The organism is Rhizobium grahamii CCGE 502, from assembly GCF_000298315.2.
GTDB lineage: Bacteria > Pseudomonadota > Alphaproteobacteria > Rhizobiales > Rhizobiaceae > Rhizobium > Rhizobium grahamii.
In genome coordinates this window covers 27,827-49,257 of the sequence record NZ_AEYE02000021.1, presented here as the reverse complement: position 1 = coordinate 49,257, position 21,431 = coordinate 27,827, and the positions used below count along the sequence as shown (strand labels likewise).

19 protein-coding genes and 1 pseudogene are annotated in these 21,431 nt (G+C 57.5%); 6 read left to right on the top strand and 14 right to left on the bottom strand.

The window, feature by feature from the left end; genetic code table 11:
* Positions 1–7 precede the first annotated feature (7 nt).
* Complete coding sequence (locus RGCCGE502_RS17760; protein ID WP_016555569.1) at positions 8–505, bottom strand: DUF1269 domain-containing protein; 498 nt, start codon at positions 503–505, stop codon at positions 8–10.
* A gap of 507 nt (positions 506–1,012) precedes the next feature.
* Complete coding sequence (locus RGCCGE502_RS17755) at positions 1,013–1,744, bottom strand: GntR family transcriptional regulator (RefSeq protein ID WP_019280098.1); 732 nt, start codon at positions 1,742–1,744, stop codon at positions 1,013–1,015.
* A gap of 240 nt (positions 1,745–1,984) precedes the next feature.
* Between RGCCGE502_RS17755 and RGCCGE502_RS17750 the strand changes: the two genes are divergently transcribed.
* Both RGCCGE502_RS17750 and RGCCGE502_RS17745 read left to right on the top strand, forming a co-directional pair.
* A complete protein-coding gene (locus RGCCGE502_RS17750) occupies positions 1,985–2,998 on the top strand; it encodes an SIS domain-containing protein (protein WP_016555567.1) in 1,014 nt (337 codons plus the stop codon).
* 122 nt (positions 2,999–3,120) lie between these two features.
* Positions 3,121–3,936, top strand: a complete 816-nt coding sequence (locus RGCCGE502_RS17745) for a PfkB family carbohydrate kinase (protein WP_016555566.1) — start codon at positions 3,121–3,123, stop codon at positions 3,934–3,936.
* Between the two features lie 210 nt (positions 3,937–4,146).
* On the opposite strand, the pseudogene RGCCGE502_RS17740 reads toward RGCCGE502_RS17745, so the two are convergent.
* The 6 genes and pseudogenes from RGCCGE502_RS17740 to RGCCGE502_RS17710 all read right to left on the bottom strand — a co-directional run.
* Positions 4,147–4,854 (bottom strand): annotated as a pseudogene (locus RGCCGE502_RS17740) (amino acid ABC transporter ATP-binding protein); the annotation flags it as partial.
* Between the two features lie 119 nt (positions 4,855–4,973).
* Positions 4,974–5,945, bottom strand: coding sequence for an amino acid ABC transporter permease (locus RGCCGE502_RS17735; protein WP_016555564.1), 972 nt, complete (start codon positions 5,943–5,945; stop codon positions 4,974–4,976).
* Between the two features lie 18 nt (positions 5,946–5,963).
* A complete protein-coding gene (locus RGCCGE502_RS17730) occupies positions 5,964–7,244 on the bottom strand; it encodes an NAD(P)/FAD-dependent oxidoreductase (RefSeq protein ID WP_016555563.1) in 1,281 nt (426 codons plus the stop codon).
* A gap of 63 nt (positions 7,245–7,307) precedes the next feature.
* Positions 7,308–8,132, bottom strand: coding sequence for a transporter substrate-binding domain-containing protein (locus tag RGCCGE502_RS17725; RefSeq protein WP_016555562.1), 825 nt, complete (start codon positions 8,130–8,132; stop codon positions 7,308–7,310).
* Between the two features lie 504 nt (positions 8,133–8,636).
* Positions 8,637–8,822 (bottom strand): hypothetical protein, encoded by a 186-nt coding sequence (locus RGCCGE502_RS17720; RefSeq protein WP_016555561.1) that lies wholly within the window; start codon positions 8,820–8,822, stop codon positions 8,637–8,639.
* Between the two features lie 1,492 nt (positions 8,823–10,314).
* Positions 10,315–10,626 carry a DUF5335 family protein gene (locus RGCCGE502_RS17710; protein ID WP_016555559.1) on the bottom strand — a complete coding sequence of 104 codons (312 nt, stop codon included), beginning with the start codon at positions 10,624–10,626 and terminating at the stop codon, positions 10,315–10,317.
* Positions 10,627–11,704: 1,078 nt separating this feature from the next.
* On the opposite strand from RGCCGE502_RS17710, the gene RGCCGE502_RS17705 reads away from it, so the two are divergent.
* Both RGCCGE502_RS17705 and RGCCGE502_RS17700 read left to right on the top strand, forming a co-directional pair.
* A complete protein-coding gene (locus RGCCGE502_RS17705; RefSeq protein WP_016555558.1) occupies positions 11,705–12,166 on the top strand; it encodes a pyridoxamine 5'-phosphate oxidase family protein in 462 nt (153 codons plus the stop codon).
* A 153-nt stretch (positions 12,167–12,319) separates the two neighbouring features.
* On the top strand, positions 12,320–12,556 hold the full coding sequence (locus RGCCGE502_RS17700; protein WP_016555557.1) for a hypothetical protein: 237 nt from the start codon (positions 12,320–12,322) through the stop codon (positions 12,554–12,556).
* A gap of 188 nt (positions 12,557–12,744) precedes the next feature.
* Here the strand turns inward: RGCCGE502_RS17700 and RGCCGE502_RS17695 are convergent, their stop codons facing one another.
* From RGCCGE502_RS17695 to RGCCGE502_RS17670, 6 genes are read right to left on the bottom strand one after another with little or no spacing between them, the layout of a single operon-like run.
* Entirely contained in the window at positions 12,745–14,040 is a 1,296-nt protein-coding gene (locus RGCCGE502_RS17695; protein WP_016555556.1) for an amidohydrolase family protein, read from the bottom strand.
* 12 nt (positions 14,041–14,052) lie between these two features.
* Positions 14,053–14,994 carry an ABC transporter permease gene (locus RGCCGE502_RS17690; protein WP_016555555.1) on the bottom strand — a complete coding sequence of 314 codons (942 nt, stop codon included), beginning with the start codon at positions 14,992–14,994 and terminating at the stop codon, positions 14,053–14,055.
* Positions 14,991–16,040, bottom strand: a complete 1,050-nt coding sequence (locus RGCCGE502_RS17685) for an ABC transporter permease (protein ID WP_016555554.1) — start codon at positions 16,038–16,040, stop codon at positions 14,991–14,993. The genes RGCCGE502_RS17690 and RGCCGE502_RS17685 overlap by 4 nt, the downstream gene beginning before the upstream one ends.
* A complete protein-coding gene (locus RGCCGE502_RS17680) occupies positions 16,030–17,556 on the bottom strand; it encodes an ABC transporter ATP-binding protein (RefSeq protein WP_016555553.1) in 1,527 nt (508 codons plus the stop codon). Before RGCCGE502_RS17680 ends, RGCCGE502_RS17685 begins: the two co-directional genes overlap by 11 nt.
* On the bottom strand, positions 17,553–18,977 hold the full coding sequence (locus tag RGCCGE502_RS17675) for an amidase (RefSeq protein ID WP_016555552.1): 1,425 nt from the start codon (positions 18,975–18,977) through the stop codon (positions 17,553–17,555). Before RGCCGE502_RS17675 ends, RGCCGE502_RS17680 begins: the two co-directional genes overlap by 4 nt.
* Positions 18,978–18,989: 12 nt before the next feature.
* Entirely contained in the window at positions 18,990–19,976 is a 987-nt protein-coding gene (locus tag RGCCGE502_RS17670) for a BMP family protein (protein ID WP_016555551.1), read from the bottom strand.
* A gap of 457 nt (positions 19,977–20,433) precedes the next feature.
* Between RGCCGE502_RS17670 and RGCCGE502_RS17665 the strand changes: the two genes are divergently transcribed.
* Entirely contained in the window at positions 20,434–20,661 is a 228-nt protein-coding gene (locus RGCCGE502_RS17665; RefSeq protein WP_016555550.1) for a hypothetical protein, read from the top strand.
* A gap of 504 nt (positions 20,662–21,165) precedes the next feature.
* Positions 21,166–21,303 carry a hypothetical protein gene (locus RGCCGE502_RS37335; RefSeq protein WP_019280094.1) on the top strand — a complete coding sequence of 46 codons (138 nt, stop codon included), beginning with the start codon at positions 21,166–21,168 and terminating at the stop codon, positions 21,301–21,303.
* Positions 21,304–21,431 lie beyond the last annotated feature (128 nt).

Here is a 21,431-nt window from a genome sequence, read left to right as displayed (position 1 = left end):
CTTTAGCCTAGCTGGCCGAGGCCGCCTTTTGCAACGCTTCCCGCAGGACGTGTTCCTTGGTTTCATCGAGCGAGGTCTTCAACACGACACCACCGAAGGCCGATATCTGTTTCAGTACCTTGTCTTCCGTCATTTCCTGGATCAGGACGAATAACGCCGCCTTGCCCGGATCAAGATTAGCGGCAAGCTCTTTCATGAAGTCATCGTTTATTCCGACGTCCGTCAACGCCCCGCCAATGGCGCCGGATGCTGCTCCGACAGCCACTCCCAGGAGCGGGTTGAGGAAGAGTACGCCGATCAGGAGGCCCCAGAAGCTTCCAGATGCAGCGCCGGCAGCCGTCGTGTTGACTAACTGGTTGAGCTTTACCTTTCCGCCGTCTGTCTTGGTTGCGATCACTGCGTCTCCAACCTTGATCAGATACTCCTTCTGCATTTCGAACAAGCGTTGACGCACTTCCTCTGCCTTGGCCTCGGTCGGATAAACAATAGCTATCAAAGTCGACATATCAGTCCTCCTCCAGAGTGAACCAAAACAAAGGCCAAGATCCATTATGGACCTGTTATGATTTATCGCAATGTCGAGTGGTCTCGGACGGCTGAGGTCTGCCATGACGTCTAAAAGAAGAATGGATTCGCCGGCAAGGCAAGGTGTCGAAGAAGATAACTGGGACCTTTCGTCCAGCCGATCCGCCGATTGAGGTGGACCCAATCCATAGTGCTCCCTGATGCGTCCCCTTCCGACTTGCGAGATTCAATCCCAACAACTATGGCGGAACTATAGAGCGATTCAAGACGTGATGTTATCAGCACAGAATCCCATAAACGTGCTCGAAGTCCAGATTCCGGCCGGTTGCGTCAGGCTCTCCTGCGCCCGGCCCGATGATGCGCGTCATCGGCGCCAGTCAAATTCACCTTCGGGCAGTCATGGAGATGAACTATCTCCAAGCGCTCGTATCGGGCCCAACGAGGCGTTGTAAGACGTCTGTCAAGAATTCCGGTTTGGGCAACAGTGCTATTTCCGCACGAGGCTGAAGGTGAAATGGCTGCCTCGATGATAATCGATCGCATAATTCACGGGCACGCCGGCAGCATTAAAGCAGGTCTCCGTGATCAAGAGGGCTGGACCAAAATCCCTCAGGTCGTTGCGGGCGACGACATCATCCGGAAGCATGACCGCGGCAACCGAAGCAGCCGACATCCGCGGCCGGTTTTTGTACTGTTCGAGCAAAGAAAGCAGAGACCCGCTCCAGTCGATGTCGTAAAGCCTTGTTGGAATAATGCTGCGTGGCACGTAGTCGACGCAATACATGATCGGCGTTTCGTTCTCCAGCCTGAGGCGTTCGACGCGAATGACGCGTTCGCCCGATTTGAGGTGAAGGGCTTTGGCAACGGTAGCTTCAGGCGCCTCCTCCGAGATCGAGAGCACCTTGTTGTGGGGCTTGTAACCGTATTGGCGTGCCATATCCGTGACGCTTTCGAACACGGTAATGGGTCGATCCACCTGCACAGCCGACATGGCCGAAATGAAGCGGCCGCGCCCATGCTCGACATAGATGATGTCGTCCTGCTCCAGGAGCTTTAAGGCCTCGCGCAAGGCGGGTCGCGAAATCTTGAAGCGCGCCGTTAACTGTGCCTCGGTCGGCAGTTTGTCGCCAGGGTTCAAGCCTTCATCGCGGATCAGATCGGCTATGCGATCGCGGAGCTGGATAACCAGGGTGCGCGTATCGCGCAGGGGTTCGTCCAAGGCAGACCTCGCATGTTTCATAGACGTGGCCCTTCTTGTCTGACAAATCTAAAAAGGTCAAGCGAAGCTGATTTTTCGCCGATGGGCCTCGTCGAACGGCACTCCGGTGTGCTGGCGTTCAAGTTGATCCCAAGCCTCTTGACACCATCCGACATAGATGTCAGTTGTCTTACAACTTGTTTCGGTCGACAAGGGAAGCGGCGATCGGGCTATCGTGATCATGACAACAGAGAGTTATCCATGCTTAATTTTGACGAACAGAGATTCCTGCGCATCCAGTCGGGCGCTGCGGGCCTTGCCAAGCGCTTCGACGAGGTCATAACGTCTTGCCTTGCGGCCGGGGCCGAGAATGTCTTCTTTCTGGGGACCGGCGGTGCAGCCATCCTCATGCAACCGGCTCACCAGCTGCTTCAACGCAGCTCACGTTTCCCCGCCTTCATCGACCTGACGGCTGAACTCTCCATCACGGGCTCGGCCAACCTTACAAAAAACTCCATTGTTGTCATGCCATCGTTGTCCGGTACGACGAAGGAAAGCGTGGCTCTTCTTTCCAAGATCAAAGAAATCGGTGCCACTGTACTGACACTGGTCGGTCATCAGGAAACACCCCTTGGAAAGGGTGGCGACCATGTATTCGTAAACTTTGCGGAAGATGATACGTCCTGCGAGTCCTTCTATCTGCAGTCGCTGTTCATCGCGCTGTCGATCATGAACCATCGCGGCGAGATCGCCAACTACGACCACCTTATCGGCGAGCTTCAGAAGCTGCCAAGGCTCTTGATCGACGTCAAGCGTGCGTACGAGGACAAGGCGGAAGACTTTGCCCATATCCTCGCCGGATCCGACTACCATATCATTACGGGTGCTGGGAACGTCTGGGCCGAAGCGTTCTACTACGGCATGTGCATCCTCGAAGAAATGCAGTGGATCCGCACCCGTCCCGTCCACGCGTCCGATTTTTTCCATGGGACGCTGGAACTTGTCGAGAAGGGCGTCAGCGTCATCCTCTTCAAGGGTGAGGATGCATGCCGTCCGCTCGCCGAGCGCCTTGAAAACTTCGCGCCAGCCTATACCGACAAGGTGACTGTCCTAGACACCGCCGCCTTTGATCTCCCGGGCATTTCGCCGGAAGTCCGCAGCCTGATCTCACCGATCCTGCTTGCCACCGTCCTGGAGCGCATCAGCGCCCACCTCGAAGTCATCCGCAGTCACCCGCTGACGACGCGCCGATACTACAAGCGGGTTGCCTACTGAACGGTCTTGACGTCATGATCCGATCCGGGAAGCAATCTGCAGGTGCTTTCCCTCAGCTAGGACCGTGGGCAACCTTTGGAAGCTCGCGGCCCTGCCAGCAATGATTGTCAACCCGAGGTTCCATGTCCCGTCTCCGCTTCGCCGTTGTCGGCGATAACTGCGTCGATCGCTTCCAGTCGCCTGTCAATCTGGCCCTCATCGGTGGCAACGCCATTAACGTTGCTGTCCAGCTCGCGCTACTCGGGCACGAAGCCTACTATTTCGGAGCGGTCGGGCGCGATGCCGATGGCGAGCGCACGCGCGACCTCATTGCTTCGAATGGGGTGAACGTCGATAATCTCCGCATGTTGCCCGGCAATACCGCCTTTACCAACATCGATGTCACGCCATCTGGAGATCGAATATTTGCTTATGAGGATTTCGGTGTCTGCCAGGATTATGTTCCAAGCGATGAAGATTTCCGGATCCTGTTCAGCATGAACCATGTGCACATAGGTTGGATTTGTGATTGTGGCACGACCCGCCGCAGGCTCGCCGATGCCGGCACCTGTGTGTCTCAGGACGTCTCGGTCAACAACGACGGGATCCATCTTGGTACCGAAGGGCTCGATGTCGCCTTCGGCTCCGCGGGCGAGGATCGAGGCAAGGCTGCTACGATGATGCGGGGTTTTCTCACCAAGGGTGCGAAGCTTGCCGTGGTAACACGCGGTAGCGAGGGATCAGCGGCAAGTGACGGAAGGCAATATGCGGAAACTGGAATTACGCCCGTCTCCATCGTCGACACCACGGGTGCGGGCGACAGTTTCATTGCCGGCTTTCTTCAAGCCCACATTGCTGGTGACACTCTTCAGGCCAGCCTCGCTTCCGGTCGGGAGTGCGCGGCGCGGACGTGCTGCTACGTCGGGGGATTCCCACAGGAGCCTCGGCCCATCCGATAATCGTAGAACAGAAGCTTGCGCGTGAAACCAGTCACCTGAGCACGATCAAGGCTGCTGGGTGCGAGAAGGCTGCGGCCGATTACCGGCTCAAACCGGCGATGAAATCCGTATCCTCGAAAGTTTGGCGCCGGACAACCGCCTGGCTCACACCCCGAGAAAAAAGCGTCAACACCCCAGATTTCCATCGTCGGCATTTTTTCCAACTGGATGTCAGTGCAGTATCTGGCTGAGGAAGAGCTGGCTGCGCTCGCTTTGCGGATTGTCGAAGAATTCGGCCGGGGATGCCTGCTCGATCACTCGTCCCTGATCCATGAAGATCACGCGGTCGGCGACCTGACGCGCAAATCCCATTTCATGGGTAACACAGACCATGGTCATCCCTTCGTCCGCGAGTGAGATCATCGTATCGAGTACTTCCTTGACCATTTCCGGATCGAGTGCCGAGGTAGGTTCGTCGAAAAGCATGACCTTCGGGTTCATGCAGAGGGCGCGAGCGATTGCCACGCGCTGTTGCTGGCCACCGGAGAGCTGGCCCGGATACTTGTTTGCCTGATCTGGAATCCGTACCCGTTCAAGAAAATGCATGGCGATCTCCGTCGCCTTCGCCTTCTTCATCTTCCGGACCCAGACGGGTGCAAGAATGCAGTTCTCCAGGATGGTCAGATGCGGGAAAAGGTTGAAATGCTGAAAGACCATGCCGACCTCGCGGCGCACTTCGTCGATGTTCTTCTCGTTTTCAGTGAGTTCGACGCCGCCGACGATGATCTCGCCCTGCTGATGCGACTCCAGCCTGTTTATGCAACGGATCAGGGTGGACTTTCCCGAGCCGGAAGGGCCGCAGATAACGATCCGCTCCTTCCGGGCGATTTCGAGGTTGATATTGTCGAGGGCATGGTAGTGCCCATACCATTTATGCACCCCGGAAAGCTTGATTTCGGGATTGGACGATTGCGACATGTATTTCCCTTCGGTTATTTCAGCAGAAGCCAGCCTTGCAAGGATCCGGCCGACGTTGACCCGATCGCCGTTAAGTGAACTCAGCGGGCATTGAAGCGGCCGAAATGGTTCTCGATCTGGGCCTGCAGGAATTCGAGGCCGATCGACAGAACCCAATAGATCATGGAAGCGGTGATCAGCATCTCGATATGGCGGAACTCGGTCTGACCCTGCGTGCGGGCGAGATACATGATTTCCCAGACGCCAACGACCGAGACGAGGGAGGAATCCTTCAGCATGGCGATGAACTGGTTGCCAGTCGGTGGCACGATCACGCGCATAGCCTGGGGCAGGACCACAAGAAACATGGTCTGGTTCGGAGTGAGGCCGAGCGCCGTGGCACCTTCGGTTTGGCCGCGCGAGATACTCTCGATGCCTGCACGGAAGATCTCAGTCATATAGGCGCCGTAGCAGAGCGAGAGCGCCAAGATTCCGGCCGGAACCGCACTGATGACATAGCCGACCTGCGGCAGTCCGAGATAGATAATATAGATCTGCATCAAAAGCGGCAGGCCGCGAAAGAGCGACGTGTAGAAGGTGGCAAGGCCATAGATGACGCCATTCTTGGACAGCTTCGCAATAGCACCCGCCAGGGCGATGACAGTCGCGATGGCGATCGAAATGGCCGAAATATAGAGTGTCGTGACCACACCCTGAGAGATCATGAAGCCGACCTTGCGGGCGATAAACGAGATTGACAGGTCGAATGAGTAGAAGAACAGCATCAGTAGTGCGAAGAGTTCAAGCCAGACAGCCGCAACCTGTTGCCGTCTTGAAAGGAGCCGTAGGAGCTTCCAGTTGAATGCAACGATCAAGGCAAGCGCGATAGCCGAGACGGCACGACCGAGCTGCCTGTTTTCCTTCAGCCAGACGACGGCAGACGGGAAGATCTTACCAAGCCAGGCCGAGCTGATGCCAAGTGCATAAAGGCTGGCGGCAACGACCAACAAAATGAGCAGCGTGCCGAGACGGCGCATCGCCGTGGGATAGGTGAGAATAAGTTTTCCGAGCATATGATTTCCCCCGGTGGATCAGGCAGCGCGTTCGCGCCACCAATCCTGTGCCTGCAATTTCCAATAGGTCAGTTGCGCGGTGGCAAGCCCGGCAATGCCGCCGGCCCAGGCGAGGCCAAAGGGCTCGAACAGCTTGTAGCGGTCGGATTGTCCGAGGAGAGCCTCCGCAATCAGCTTGCCACCGATTGCCGTCGTGTTCAGGCCGTGGCCGCCAAAGGCGGTGCAGTGCCAAACGTCCGGCTGCATCTGCCCAATCTGGGGCATCAGGTGACGGGCATAGGACATGAGACCCGACCAGGCGAGCTCGGTCCGCAACTCCTTGAGCTGCGGATAGGTGCTGGTCATTTCCCGGCGCAGTTCTCGGGCGAGTGCTGCAGGAGATGCGGCGCGGGTCGTAATTCGCCCGCCCCAAAGAATGCGTTTCCCGTCCTCGACGAGACGGTAGTAATCCCCGGCCCGGCGATTGTCGCCGATCGCATCACGGGTCGAAATTGCCTCGCTTATAAGGTCAGGCGCTTCTTCTGTCAGCATCACGTAGGTCGCAATGGGAAGGTACGAACGACGAAGCCGGGCGACGAGGGGGCCTGTGTAGCCGCCCGTGGTAAAGACGACGCGGCGCGAATTCACCTTGCCGCCGGTCGTCACGACGCGCTTCTCGACACCGTCAAGCTCGCATGTCGTCGCTGCCGAGTTCTCGTAGACCCGTCCGCCGAGACGCTCGATTTCTCTTGCGAGGGCCCGCAGATAATTCAGAGGATGCATGTGGAATGCGTTTGGGTCGCGCAGGGCCTGAAAATAACGCTTTGAGTGCAAACGGCTGCGAACCGCGTCCGTCCCAAGATATTCCAGTTCGTAGCCATATTCACGTCGCATCTGGTCGGCGTGCCGTTTCAGGCCGTCACCGCCGTCATAACGCAATACGCTCATAATTCCGGGCTGCGGCTGGGCATCCGATATATCGAGATCACGGATCGTGTTGCGGACGAACTCCACGCCTTCGATCGATAGGCGATGAATCTTGTGGGCCGCATCCTTGCCCACGGTGCGCGCAATCGCACCGCCACCGGTTGCGAATCCAGGACTGACGAAGCCACCGTTACGACCCGATGCGCCGAAGCCAATGCTTTCTGCCTCAAGCAAGGCAACGGACACCCCGGCGCGGGCCAGTTGTAGTGCCGTGGTCAGGCCAGCAAGACCCCCACCAATGATCAGGGTGTCACATTCGGTGGCACCGGAAAGGGGCGGCCGCTCCGCACTGTTGGCCATTGTGCGGCGGTAATAGGTATCGGGATAGGTCATGTAGAGCTCGCTTCAGGCGGGAAAGGCAATGCCGGGCGATGAACCTGGCATTGCTCTTGCGTCTCAGTCGGTGCTGTAATCCTTGCCGTACCACTTGGTGGTGAGGGCAGCGAGTGTGCCGTCTTTCTTCATCTCGGAGATGATTTCACCGACTTTCTTGGTCCAGTCGGGATCGGTCTTCTCGTCGATGACGACGAGAGGTTCGCGGAAGGCATAGCCATCTTCAAGGATGCGTAGTGGATAACCGTTTTTGATCGCGTTCTTTGCCGTTTGCTCCGGCGCGATCACTGCATCGAGACGAACACCGTCGCCGAGGCGAAGGTCATCAAAGGGCAGCATGGAATCGGCGAAGGTACGGATCTCGCCGGGCTCCAGCTTATATTCGACCGGCGGGAGGCCTGGCGCATCGATCTCGAGCTGACGTCGGATAAAGTCTTCCGAGGTCGTTGCCGTTTCGACGCCGATTACTTTGCCGTTCAGATCTGCGACGGTCTTGGCGGAGCTATCCTTGTGAACAACGTAGACGTAGGGGCTGTAGTAATAAATACCAGCGAAGTCGATGACCTGAGCGCGAGCCTTGGTCGGGGTAACGGAACCGACGCCGACGTCGTATCGTCCCTGCCAGCGTCCACCGGTCAGCGTAGCCCAGTCGGGGGTCTGAAAACTGACATCTACACCCAGGCGCTTTCCGATCTCCCGGGAAACGTCGATATCGAAACCGACCATTTCGTTGTTGTCATTCAGGAAGCTTTGCGGGGGCCAGCTGCTGTTGGTTGCAACGACCATCGCCTTCTTTTCCATTACGCGATCCAGCGTTTCGCCGGCAAACGCAGAGTGCGCAGCTGTCAGTAGCGCAGCACCGGCGAGGAGCTTCGTAAGAATATCCATTTTTCCTCCCAATAAAACATCTCGACTTTGTAAGATGTCAGACAAGTTCTAGCGTGGTAAAATGGCGTATGTCAACCAGCTGGCGCAGAAGTTGATAACAGTTTGTCATCGGAAGATTCACAGGGCGAACAATGTGGGCAACGCAGTATCATTGTGCGACGCGGAAACGAAAGCGTGGATCTCCCGACACTCCAGCGGGATTTTGCTCTCGCTCGACTGTCGATCTTGCGGGGCCGTCCTTGACCCTCGCAGGATATCGTGGGTCATTCGCTTTGACAGTCACACGCCACTGTCGTCTGACAACACCGCATACAGGGCGCAAATGATTCCGCTGCCGCAAGTAGCTTCGCCGCGGCAAGTGACAGCGAGGCTATGAACTATCTTTTGCTCGCAGGGCTGGAATACGGTTTGATGCCCATACGGCAGGCGAACTAAGCCACGCCCACGCATCCCGAGCCTGATCTCAGCCACCATGTCTGGCTAGCGCCGTGGTTGGGCTTTATTTTATCGAGAGCGCGCGCGGCGCGTCACATTGTGGACGAGCTCGCTTGTGGTGGCGAACTGACCGAACAGGGCAACAAGCTTGGCCTCTTCTTTGCCGTCAAGGCGATGCTGTAAGCAAAACTCAGCGACGTTCCAAACCCTTGTCGCTGCAGTCGGCTCAGCGGCAATCGAATCGATGTGTTTCATGGTGGTCCTCCTGCCGGAGACGCTAACGAAGCGCAAATTAGCTGGCAATCAAATAACCGACACTCATCCAAAATGGAGTTGAAAAAGCGCACGCTCCGGGACCACCAAAGAGTTTATAGTCGGCTATTGCGCTTTCCGTCGGTTAGTGCGGTGCGCCTCTGGCAACTAACGACCATCATCACCACATGATATCGCACCCGGGCCGGCAAATTTGCGGCCGGCGGCTTCACGCCTTATCGGCCTGACAATCCCTGATCCCGAGACTGAAATCGGCGCAGGTCAAAGCGCGTTTCGTCGAGAGCGGGAGCCGGCGCCATGTCCCTGCCGTGCCAGCCTCAATCGACCATTCGCTGTTTTGTCCGAGTCTCGATTGAAGTCAGTTCGTTTGAAAAACGCCAGAGCTTGCGAGCCCAATTGGCCACGGCCGATAAACGATCAAGAACAAAAAGTCTCGACCGCGCGCTGCTTGGTCGGACTTTGTCGTCGATTATTCCCAACCGCTCTTTGACGTCCTCTTCAAGGAAGCGAGAAAGCTCTTCATACTCGCCTATCATCGAAACAGATTTACTACGCCGAAGATGGTCAATCTGGCGAGCGAGGAGACTGTAGTCCTCGCAGAGGTCGCGGATGTCGCTTCGGACTGCCTCCGGCATCGACCGAAGTGAGGGACACCTCAGTTGAAGTAGCAACCAACCGTGTCGAACACTGTTCATGGGAAGAAGGGCCTGCGTTATAAATCAACTGATCGTCACTGAAGCATCGATGATGAGGTTAATGTGACTGTGTTTGAGGGATGTCGTAAAGGCCCGGGCCTCAGAGGGTACGATACCGCACATTCCACTGTTTGATAGGAACGCCATGCATTCGCCAACTTCCGCCTTCCATCCTGTTCACGCGCCCGAGACCTCGCCAAGGTAGACGATGGTCATCCGGCTGAGGCCGTTGAGCGACAACACTGGCGAGCGCGCCCTGGCTCCGGCAAGGAATCCGTCTCATCAAGGGGCCATGAACGGTGCCACGTCCCTGCGTCTGGGGCAGGCGTATTTGATAAGCACCGAATCCAGAAACCAAGCATCTACCGAAAACGCGAAGCAAGCACCCGGCCACACCGAGCCCAGGTCCCAAACCAGGAAGCGAACGTCTCGCCATTCCCACACAGGGCGAGGTGGAAGGCAGGCTAGGTCCACCACGTGGGCATGCTCCGTTTTCAGAAGTTTCGCGCAGGCAGGCACCGGCGACGAGTTCGCAGGACAAGGATGAAATCCCGGTCAGTAGACGGGATTTTGGTTCTCGTTCTCTTAGCAATCGCTCGCTCTGATCAAGGCTCCGGAATCATGGTTCCTCAACGCCTATTCGCAGGAGTCTGGAATTACCATGAGCCATTGCGGGAGAGGTGCCTTGAGAATTGAGCCGGGTCGGCAGCTCTATGCATTGCGCGGCTTGAGCCTCCGGATTTGGCACGCCGGCTGTGCGCGATAAGTCAGGCCCGCGGCTAGGCAAATGTCATGAGTTGGTGCCTGTCCCCGATGTCGATCACGTCGATTGCGACGATTGATCCATTCTCCTGCAGAATGGAGATCTTTTGTGGACGATCGACAACGTGGGTAATCCCCTTAACCGAAATTTCGAGAGCATCCTCCTTCGGCTCGTAAGTTGCTCCAATGAGCTTTGCAGACCTCACCAGAACCTGGTCGCCAAGCGTCTGGCCAAGGATTTCAATCTTGACTTCCTTTCCCTCGACCTCCTTGTGAAGTTCCGAGAAGTAGGCCGGCCAGTCTGACTTCGGAAGCACCTTAAGACCCATTTTATCATCTCCTTTGATAGGCATCCCGCTGCTGAAAGCAGAGCGTCCCTTTTACACGTTGGATAGTTCATCCTCACCATTTCACGCCTCCTTCGGGCAGTGTTTGGACCCTGAGAATGCTGAGAAAGCCGAAGTGACGGCGACGATGCAGCGATGACGACGGCCGCCCAAGTGGCCGCAGTCGTTTCGTGGAAAGGAACAATGACCCACGGCGATACAGCCAGGTTCTGAGTGCGAATTCGATCAAGGCTTCCCATCTTTCCGGAAGCACGATCCCCACTGAAATTCCTCTGGCCGCTATGCCGTAAGGACAAGCGCCCATGCAATGCGTCGCCTGCGACGGGATCCCCGAAGATTGACGGCAAGGCCGATGGGCCCGCGAACATCAACGTTCCCACTGTCACCATGATCGGATCCTGCAATCAAGTCCGTTCACTTCACCCTCCGACCAGCTTGAACCGCACGATCAGAATAGAACTTCTGGCCTGTCCCACATTGCGCTCGATCAAATTCACCGACCAACAATAAAAAATCTCGCTCCCACTGGCAGCGCGTGGACGCCAGCACCGCAATCGGCGTGTCCACGGCTGCGGGGCCCTCGCCGGGGCACAATCACGAAATCACTACTCTTACGGTGACAGCGTCCCACGGGATGGTACGCCCGCCAGCGCGGCGTTTAGCAATTTCAATCACCACCGGTGATCAGGGCGCAAGGAACATTCTTCGATTTCCAGGGCGATATGCGCCTAACATCAGTTGCCACCAACTCGCATGGAAGCAGAAACTTCGGCTGGTTGATCCATCGCAATGCAACAATGGCAAATCCCCAGACAATGGAGGAGAATAATCATTCGGAGGCGCGAGCTGACCAAAGCCCGCCGTGACGATCACAATGTTGCTAATTCGGGCCAAGGATGCTTGACGAGGACTGGATCGGGATCACGCGGTCTTGCTGATCATTGTGGTGATGATCGCGACGATATTTAGCGTTCTTTTCTACCGGCTGGGCGGGGACGTCGCCCGACGGACGTATGCAGCTATCCGTCGAGGATCGGCTTGAAAGATAGGAGTGAAGAAAATGCCAATGGCAATCAGGAACATGACGCATGGTGAATGCCTGGAGATGCTGAAAGCCAGTCACTACGGCCACTTGGCATGCTGCCACAATAGCCAACCTTACGTGGTTCCAGTGTACTTCGCTTTCGAGGCAAGCATCGCTTACAGCTTCTCGATGCCGGGGCGCAAGGTCGAGTGGATGCGCGAAAATCCCAAGGTTTGCCTGCAAGTCGAGGAGCGGCAACTAAAGGGCAGCTGGAGAAGCGTGGTCCTCCACGGTGAATTCCAGGAACTGCCTGATAATGATGCGTGGCACGAGGAGAGGCTACATGCGTGGTCGCTACTGCAGAAACACATAGATTGGTGGGAGATTGGATCCTTGAAGCCGGATGTCGTCCCGCCGGCCCATACTTCTCCTCATCTCTTCTTCGGCATTCACAAGCGTGAAGTCACTGGCCGGTCAGCCATGCAGATCGACCAATGATCGCTACGAAGCAAGGCGTCGAGCCGATAGTGGATGTCTGGCGGCTTCGAAACGATGATTTTGCGCTCGTGAGTGTTATTGGACACGTCGTCGCATTGACCTTTGACGTGTAACGACTACCATCCGCCTCTTTCTTAGAACCGGGAGGCGGGTATGATTTTCAGACCGATCCTTAACGCAGAATTGGCATTGCTGTCGCATTCCGTTCAGACTTGGTACAAGCATTTTGAAGCGGCCCCTGACCTACGGGCTTCGGAGACACTCTGTAGTGCGGCGATCGACCTGTTTAATCAGGGCCACCGAACCGAGGAGGAGCTGACCGCCATTCTAATCGAGCGATATCCGGGCCTCGCGGCGATACTGGTCACCTCCTCGATTGCGATCCACTAGTCGTCGTGAGTAATGCTGCTGTAGCATCCATCGACCCGGCGCTGCTGGACGACCTCCCGATGACCTCGCGGACATGTAGCGGGCGAAATGAGCCGAGACGCCAGACCGTGCATCGGCCTTCTTGGCTCCGCCAACTTCTGCTCTAAAGCTTGGGGTTTCCCGCGCCAGACTGGTACGCTGGTTGCCGTTCACGACGGCGTCATCGGCACGTAATCCCGGCCGCTGTCTATTTTGGTGGGCCGACCTTCGAGAAAGAGCTCGGCGATACGCGGCTTTGATTGCGCGATAAGTTTGCCGCGACGGATGACCCAAAGCCGGGTCGGCTTTAGCCGAAGCGCCTCGATCGGGTCGGCGGCCTGTAGAACAACAAAGTCCGCGTTGCAGCCTTTCATCATCCCGTAGCCTTCAAGACCCATCGTCTTTGCCGAGTTCACCGTAAGAGCGTCGAAGACCGTTTTCTTGTCAGCGATCCCGGCCATCTGCGCCACATGAATCGCCATGTGTCCGACTTCGAGCATGTCGCCCGAGCCCATGGAATACCAGGGATCCATAACGCAGTCGTGTCCGAAGGAGACATTAAGGCCGGCATCCATGAGTTCACGGACGCGCGTCATGCCGCGGCGTTTCGGATAGGTATCGTGCCTCCCCTGTAGCATGATGTTGATCAGGGGATTTGGGATGACATTGATTTCAGCCTCGGCCATCAGTGGAATGAGCTTTGAGACGTAGTAGTTGTCCATCGAATGCATCGACGTGAGGTGGGAGCCTGCAACACGTCCCTGCAGTCCGAAACGCATGGTCTGGGCTGCAAGCGTTTCAATGTGACGTGACATCGGGTCGTCTGTTTCGTCGCAATGCATGTCGACTGGAAGTCCGCGATCGGCGGCGATCCTGCAAAGCGCCTCTACCGAGGCGCGCCCGTCGTCCATTGTCCGCTCGAAGTGCGGAATGCCACCGACGATGTCTACCCCCATGTCGAGGGCGCGGTTCAGCGACTCAACGCCTCCTTCGGCTCGGTAATAGCCATCTTGCGGGAAGGCAACGAGCTGCAAGTCGATGTAGGGCTTCACCTTTTCGCGAACAGCGACCAGTGCTTCGACGGTGATCAGGCGCGGATCGGACGTATCCACGTGGCTTCTAATAGCCAGCAGGCCCTGGCTGACAGCAAGGTCGCAATAGCGAAGGGCGCGTTCGACCAGCGCCTCCTGTGTCAACGACGGACGAAGCTCGCCCCAGAGCGAGATGCCTTCGAGAAGGGTGCCGGAAATGTTCATTCGCGGCAGGCCGAGTGACAGCGTAGCATCCATGTGAAAATGAGGATCAATGAAGGGGGGCGTTACCAGCCGCCCAGTCGCATTGATTTCCGTTCCGGCAGAAGCCTCGATCTGATGCTCGATGGCGGCAATTTTACCGTTCTCCACCGCAATGTCGATCCCGGTCCGGCCATCGGGAAGGTTTGCTTTTCTGATGATCAGCTCGAACATTGGGTCTCCTTGTTATCGTTCGCCACGGCGATAGGATTGCATCAGGGCCTGGGGTACGCGCGCGCGACGCGCCATGACGGCCAGCGCCAGGATCGACAGGATATACGGGGTCATCAGAAAAATCTGGTAGGGGATGCCCTGGACCACGGTCTGCAGGCGCAGCTGGAACGCGTCGAAGAAAGCAAAGAGGAGAGCTCCAAAAAGCGCACGCCCCGGCCTCCATGATGCAAACACGACAAGCGCAATGCAGATCCACCCACGACCCTGGACCATAGTCGGGAAGAAACTGTTGAAGGCAGACAGTGTCAGGAATGCGCCGCCAACGCCCATCAACGCACTGCCGATGATCACTGCACCATAGCGTATTCGTACAGGATCGACGCCTTGCGCTTCTGCCGCATGCGGATTTTCACCGGTCATGCGAATGGCAAGACCAAGTGGAGTGCGGAAGACGATGTAGGCAAGCAGCAGCGCAGTGACGATGGCGAGATAGGTCGGTGCTGTCTGCGTAAAAAAGGCCGGGCCAACAAACGGCAAGGTGGAAAGGCCAGGTATGCTGATCGGCTGAAAGGGGACGATCGTTGGCGGCGTACCGGCCACTGGCACGATCAGTCGGAAAAGATAGTAGCTGAAGCTTGAGGCAAAAAGGGTCACGCCAAGGCCCGAAACATGCTGGGACAGGCCGAGGGAAACAGTCATTGTGGCATGCAGGAAACCAAACACCATGCCTGCCAGCGCAGCCACAAAAAGACCGGTCCAAAGATCCGCACCGTGATAGACCGCAAGCCAGCCGATCATCGCGCCGAAAGTCATGATGCCCTCGATGCCGAGGTTGAGAACGCCGGCCCGCTCGCACAGAAGCGCACCCAGTGTTCCAAAGATCAGAGGAGTGGCAATGCGAAGGATTGCCGCCCACAGGCCCGCCGATGCGATGATGTCGAAAATAATGTTCATCGCCGGATCCTGTATTGGGTGAAAAACAGGGCAACGAGCATCGTCAGCAGCGACAACGCTACCGTTACGTCGGCGATGTAGGTCGGTATGGAGAGGCTACGGCTCATGCCGTCGGCTCCGACGAACATGGTTGCCGTGAACAGTGAGGCAAGCACGACGCCGAGTGGGTTCAAATTGGCGAGCATCGCGACGACAATGCCGGAATAGCCGAAACCAGGAGACAGATCTGTGGTGACGTAGCCTTTGACGCCCAAGACTTCAATTGCACCCGCAAGTCCGGCGAGCCCTCCCGAAAGACAGGCGACCTTGACCAGTGTCCGTGTCAGAGGCACGCCTGCAAAGGCTGCACCTTGCGGACTAAGACCCGCCGCGCGTGACTGCATGCCGAAGACAGTCCGGGCTTGCACGAAATGGATGATGACGGCAAGGACGACCGCAATCAGGAAGCCGACATGTAGCCGCGAGCGGGCTACCAGTTTTGGCAGCATGGCATGGTCGACCACAGACTGCGACTGTGGCCACCCAAAGGCCATTGGATCTTTCAGCACACCATTGATCAGCATGGAGACAAAAAGCACCGCGATGAAATTGATAAGGAGGCTGGTCACCACCTCATCAACCGAGAACCGTAGTCTGAGCCACAGCGGGATAAGGATCAGCACCATGCCCGCGAGGGCACCAATCATCAGCAAGGCAGGAATGAGGATCGGACCCGGTAGGCCCGCAAGCAGTTTGGAGCCGCAGGCAGCGACCGCGATAGCGCCGAGATAGAACTGGCCTTCCGCGCCGATATTCCAAAGCCTTGCCCGAAAAGCAGTCGCGGCTGCAAGACCGGTCAGGATAAGGGGAGTGGCCCGGGTCAACGTCTCGGTCGCTGAGAGACGTGAGCCGAAGGCGCCGACCAGAATGCGCCGATAGGCTTCGAGGACTGGCGCGCCGGCAATTGCGATGAGAAGGCCGGCAAGCAGAAGTGCCGCAATGACGGCAGCAATCGGCGTACCGACCAGGAGATAGACCGGCCGATGCTCACGGCGTTCAAGGCGCATGTGTGGCCTCCGTGGGCGTCTCGCTCCAGTCGCCTGCCATCATCAGGCCCAGGCGGCGGGCATCGATGTCTCCAGCGTCGACCGGTGGAGACAGCCTCCCACCAACGATCGCCTGGATGCGGTCAGCAAGCGCGATCACTTCATCAAGGTCCTCAGAGATCAAAAGCACGGCGGTGCCTTGCCTGCGGGCTTCCAGGATCCGGGCATGGACGGCTGCAACCGCGCCCTCGTCGAGCCCGCGTGCCGGCTGCGCGGCAACCAAGATCCGCGGGCGTTGCTGAAGATTTCGGCCGAGGATGAGTTTTTGCATGTTGCCACCTGACAAGAGCCGGGTGCGGCTACGCGGCGCACCACCTCGCACGTCGAAGGCATCGATGATCTCCCGAGCAAACGTCATGCCTGCCTTGCGGTCCACCATTCCACCCCTGGAGAACGCGGAAAGACGCTCGAGCACGACGTTTTCCCATATCGCCATTTCCCCGATCACCCCTTCGTTGTTTCGGTCTTCGGGAATGCGGCCGATATCAGCTGCAACGACTTCCCCAACATCTAGATTGCCGACGTTTTTTCCAAACAGCATGAGGTCGCCCGCTGTACGGGATAGCAAACCGGATAACAAAGCTGCCAAGGGGGCCTGGCCGTTGCCAGAAACGCCGATAATCCCGAGCACTTCACCTTCGCTGAGTTGAAAGTTTATGCTCTTCAGTCTGTCAACCCCGGCAACTTTGGCCGTGATGCCAACGCCTTTCAAGACAAGGGCGCCTGGCGTCGAAGGTTCACGCACGGGGCGGCTGACCCGGTGTCCCACCATCAGTTCGGCGAGTTCGGCTTTGCTGGTTTCAAACTGAAGACGTTCGGCGACCATCTTGCCGCCGCGAAGCACGACAATCCGGTCGGCGGCAGCCATGACCTCGTCCAGCTTGTGAGAGATAAAGATTAGCGACAATCCCTGGCGGGCCATCTCCTTCAATGTCGAGAACAGCCGTTCGGCCTCAATATTGGTGAGAACGGCGGTGGGTTCGTCAAGGATCAGGATTCGAGCATCGTTGAAGAGTGCCTTGAGAAGCTCGACGCGTTGTTGCTCCCCGACCGACAGATCGCCGAGACGCGCGTCCGGATCGACTTTAAGCCCGAACCGGTCCGCAATCGCCAGAAGCCTCTCGCGGGCAGCATTTGTCTTCGAGCGCAACGCCCAGAGTTTCTGCGTCCCGGTCATGATGTTCTCGAGAACCGTCAGATTTGGAGCCAGCGAGAAATGCTGATGCACCATTCCGACGCCGGCCCGGATTGCTTCGCGGGGCTTGCCAGGCGGCAGCTCACGACCGTGTATGATAATGCGCCCGGAATCGGGCACATAGTGGCCGAAGAGAATACTCATCAACGTCGTCTTGCCAGCGCCGTTCTCGCCAAGGAGTGCGATAATTTCTCCTTCCTTGAGGGAGAGCGAAATGTCGTCGTTGGCAAGGTTGTCACCAAAACGCTTTGAGACTCGGGAAATATCGAGAACCGTATTCATGCAGCCGATTCCGCGATTGGAAAGGGATGCCGCCAGCGTTCTTCGGCTTCCAGTCTCCGGGCAAGCGACAGGAGCTGCAGGTCGCGGCCCACTGGTGCCATCAGCTGGATCGGCAGCGGCAAACCGGCAGCATCTGATCCGAAAGGTAGGGTCAAGGCAGGAACCCCTGAAACATTGGCGAGTGGTGCGAGCGGTGCGAAAGCAGCCATGCGTTCGAAATGCAGCTCGGTGTCGCCATGATCCGATGGGAACGAACCGACTGCAAGTGGCGCCGAAGACAGCATTGGGGATAGAACGCAATCAACCTTGTCGAAAACGGTCCACATGTGATGGCTGACGAGAAGGGCCTTGTTCAGGGATGCCCAAAGCGCCGCAGCGGGCATTGCAGAGCCTTGTTCAACAACCGCCTGTGTCAGGCGCTCGGCCATTGTCATGTCGAGGTTAAAGTCCTGAACCAAATTGATCAGATTGACGGCAACAATGTCTTCGAAAGCGCGGGCGCTGTATCCCACGGCTGTTTCAAAATCAGTCCACTGCAGACGAACGATCGCGTGGCCATCGGCCTCCAGCGAAATGGCTGCCGCCTCGACGGCATCTAGCCGGTCCCCGGCGGTTGGAAATCGCACGCCGGTATCGGTCAAAAGGCCTATCCTCAGTCCAGACGGGGAGTGGCCTGTCATCACCACATCGGGAAAGGGGCCACGGGCTTTACCGCTCAAGGACTTAAGCGCCAGCTCCGTGTCTCGGACCGAGCGCGTCACGACGAATTCGCTTGCGATGCCACCGAGGTGATTGCCGAACGAAGGACCCGCCGGCATGGCGCCACGACTGGGCTTCAGCCCAATCAGGCCACAGCAAGCGGCAGGAACGCGAATTGAGCCGCCGGCGTCGGTTGCATGTGCGATGGAAACGATGCCGGCGGCGACAGCTGCGGCAGCACCACCCGAGGATCCGCCAGCAGTTCGGGACGGGTCATGCGGATTTCGACAGACCGGACCAATCGCCGGCTCGCTTGCGAGCGACAGGCCGAACTCGGGGCTTGTGGTTAGGCCAAACAGGCAAAAGCCGGCCGCGCGGAACCGAGCCGCAAGCTCGGAATCCGCGTTGCCGGCATCTCGCTTGAAAAGGCGCGAACCGGCTGCCACCGGCAGACCCTTGAACGGGCCGCCAAGGTCCTTGGCAAGCGTCGGCACGCCGCCAAAGGCGCGCGGGTTGAAACGCGTCGGGCTGGACCGACGTTCGTCGTCCGCCGCCCGGGCCGCTGAAATTCCTATCGTCGCGTCAAGATGGGCAATTGCACCCAAACTGGATTGATGGGCCGCAGCCGCCAGTGACAGCTGCATTGCCTCCGTTGCAGTCAGTTGGCCGGAACGGATCAGTTCCGAAACGTCGGTGGCGTCTGCTGGACGTTCCCCGGGCATTGATCGGCCGTATTACTTTGGCTGTTCCATGTTCTGTGGCACCTCAAACTTGCCGGCCTTGATATCGGCGCGCTTGGCTTCCATGGCCGCTTCCGCCTCTGCCGGTGCCACCCCCTTGACGAAGACGATGTCGCTTCCACCTTCCTTCATCAGGCCAAAGGCGGTGTAGTTGCGACCGACGGGCTTGCCCGCAGCCACATCGGCAATCGCCGCATTCAGTATCGGCCGGAATCCCCAGAGGGCATTTGCAAAGACGGTGTCGGGATAACGTGGGGTATAGTCGATCAGCGATCCGACAGCCTTGATGTTACGCTCCTTGGCCGCATCGGCAGTGCCGATGCGTTCACCAAACAGAATGTCGGCGCCAGCATCGATCTGGGCAAGACCCGCCTCACGGGCCTTCGGCGGATCGAAGAACGTACCAATGAAGGCGACGAGATGCTTGCACCCAGGATTAACAGATTTTACGCCTTCGGCGAAGGCGTTGATCAACATGTTGACCTCAGGAATAGGCATCGCGCCAACCGAGCCGACCACGTTCGACTTGGTCATCTTCCCAGCCAGCATTCCCGCGAGATAGGCACCGTCGTAATTCCACGTGCCGAAGACACCGAAATTGCTGCCCTCCTCCTTGCCACTTGAGCCAAGAACAAAAGCGGTATCGGGGTAATCGGCCGCTACCTGACGAGCTTCCTTTTCGACAGCATAGGCTTCGCCAATGATCAGCTTGTTGCCTTGCTCGGCATATTCGCTCATCGCGCGGGGATAGTCCGTGCCGGAAACACCTTCTGAGAATACATACTCGATCACACCTTCCTTGGCGGCATCCTGCAAGGCCTTGTGAAGACAGGAATTCCAAGCATTCTCGACAGGCGAGGCATGTATTCCCGCCACCTTTACGGGTGCAGCGGCGCGGGCCAGCGGGACCAACCCGCTGACGCCCAGGGCAAGGCCCGAGGCCATAAGCGTGCGACGTGACATGAGAAGGTCTTTTGTCATGATTGTTCCCCTTTTTTACCGTTTGGTTCAAAACCATATGGAGGGGTTAAAAAAGTGTCAAGCGAGGTTCAGGTTTAAAAAATGTGCATCGCCAGTTGTCGGTCTCAACATCGTGCGTGCCCAGCGGGTTGGAATATCAGATCGGCGATCGGCGTGTAATTCCATTACGTTGGCAATCGGTTGGACCGGGTCTGGCCGGAGGCCAGCCGCTGTGTTTGGAGCCCCCAGACGTAGGGACGACGATACCATGACAGTGAAGGAGGAAGTTACAGTACCGGGTTCAGCCCTCGGGTTATTGTCGGCGCCCCAACCAGCAAAAGGCGTACGGCATGACTTATCGGCCGAACTTGGCAAACAATAATGAGCTTAACTTTCGCCAGGCAGGATATGTGATGCCTCCGGGCGCCATGACACCCAGATCCGGGCTAGGTTCGAGATTAAGGCGATCCAATTCGTCATGGCTCTTTTGTGCCTTGATTTCGATACGATCCGAAGCTTCGAGATGAACCACGGCGATTGCGCCGACGAACTCTTCTCCGACGACCGATGCCTCGAGGCAGTTCCACTCGGCGGGGGGCCGCTTCGGGCTCAGCTGAATACGGTCGCTGGAGATCGCCGACCCGACAACGAAGGTGTGGAGGTGAACCCGCCGCTCGTCGCCTCGATATTGTCAGCGCCCATGTGACACGTCCAATAGGAAGGAGCCAAGATTTCAGAGAATCGCATCCGGAATTTCCTCGGCGGACATACGAAATCACTTATGAAGGTTTTGCGACAGTTTTGATGACTGACCAAGATACCGCGTGAGATTCCCTGCGGGACTTTGGTCCGTCTTTCTCTTTTCTGAAGCACAGAATATCCTATCATCTGTCTGTGAAGAACGGGCAGTCTAGGGAGGGTGAGGTTTGGTGTGTCGCTGCCCCGCGAAACCTCGAATCTCACCCGATCAGACGCGCCTGTCGTGGACTGTCTCCAAGGCCCGTTGGCAGTACCCAGCCACCAATGAACCTCTTCGGCCGATCCGTCGACCTATCTGGCAACCCTGTTGCGGCGGGAACGATGGCTTGGGTCATCGATCTCCGGCGCAAGTTCTGGCCTGGTTCGAGTTCAATCCTGGTCCAGCCTGCCAAAAGAACCATCGCGGTGTCGCGTTAGAAGTTTCTAAATGTCATGCGGCTAATGTCCAGGCATGCGCGGTTTCATCTTTCTCATCGGCCTCATGGCCTTCCTTTCGACAGTCGATCAGGTGGCAACCGGAGGTCGATACGGCCGTGTGGCCTGGCGGGAAGCCAAAGAGCAGGCCTACTATTTCAAGCATCAGGTTTAGTATTGGGTGGGAAGCGCTCTTTCGGTTTGATTGTCACGGCGCGAAACCCGTAAACATCATCACTCCCGATTTTTCGGTGGCTACCGGTCCTGCTTATCGACTGCGGGCATGGCCGGACCGATACGTGA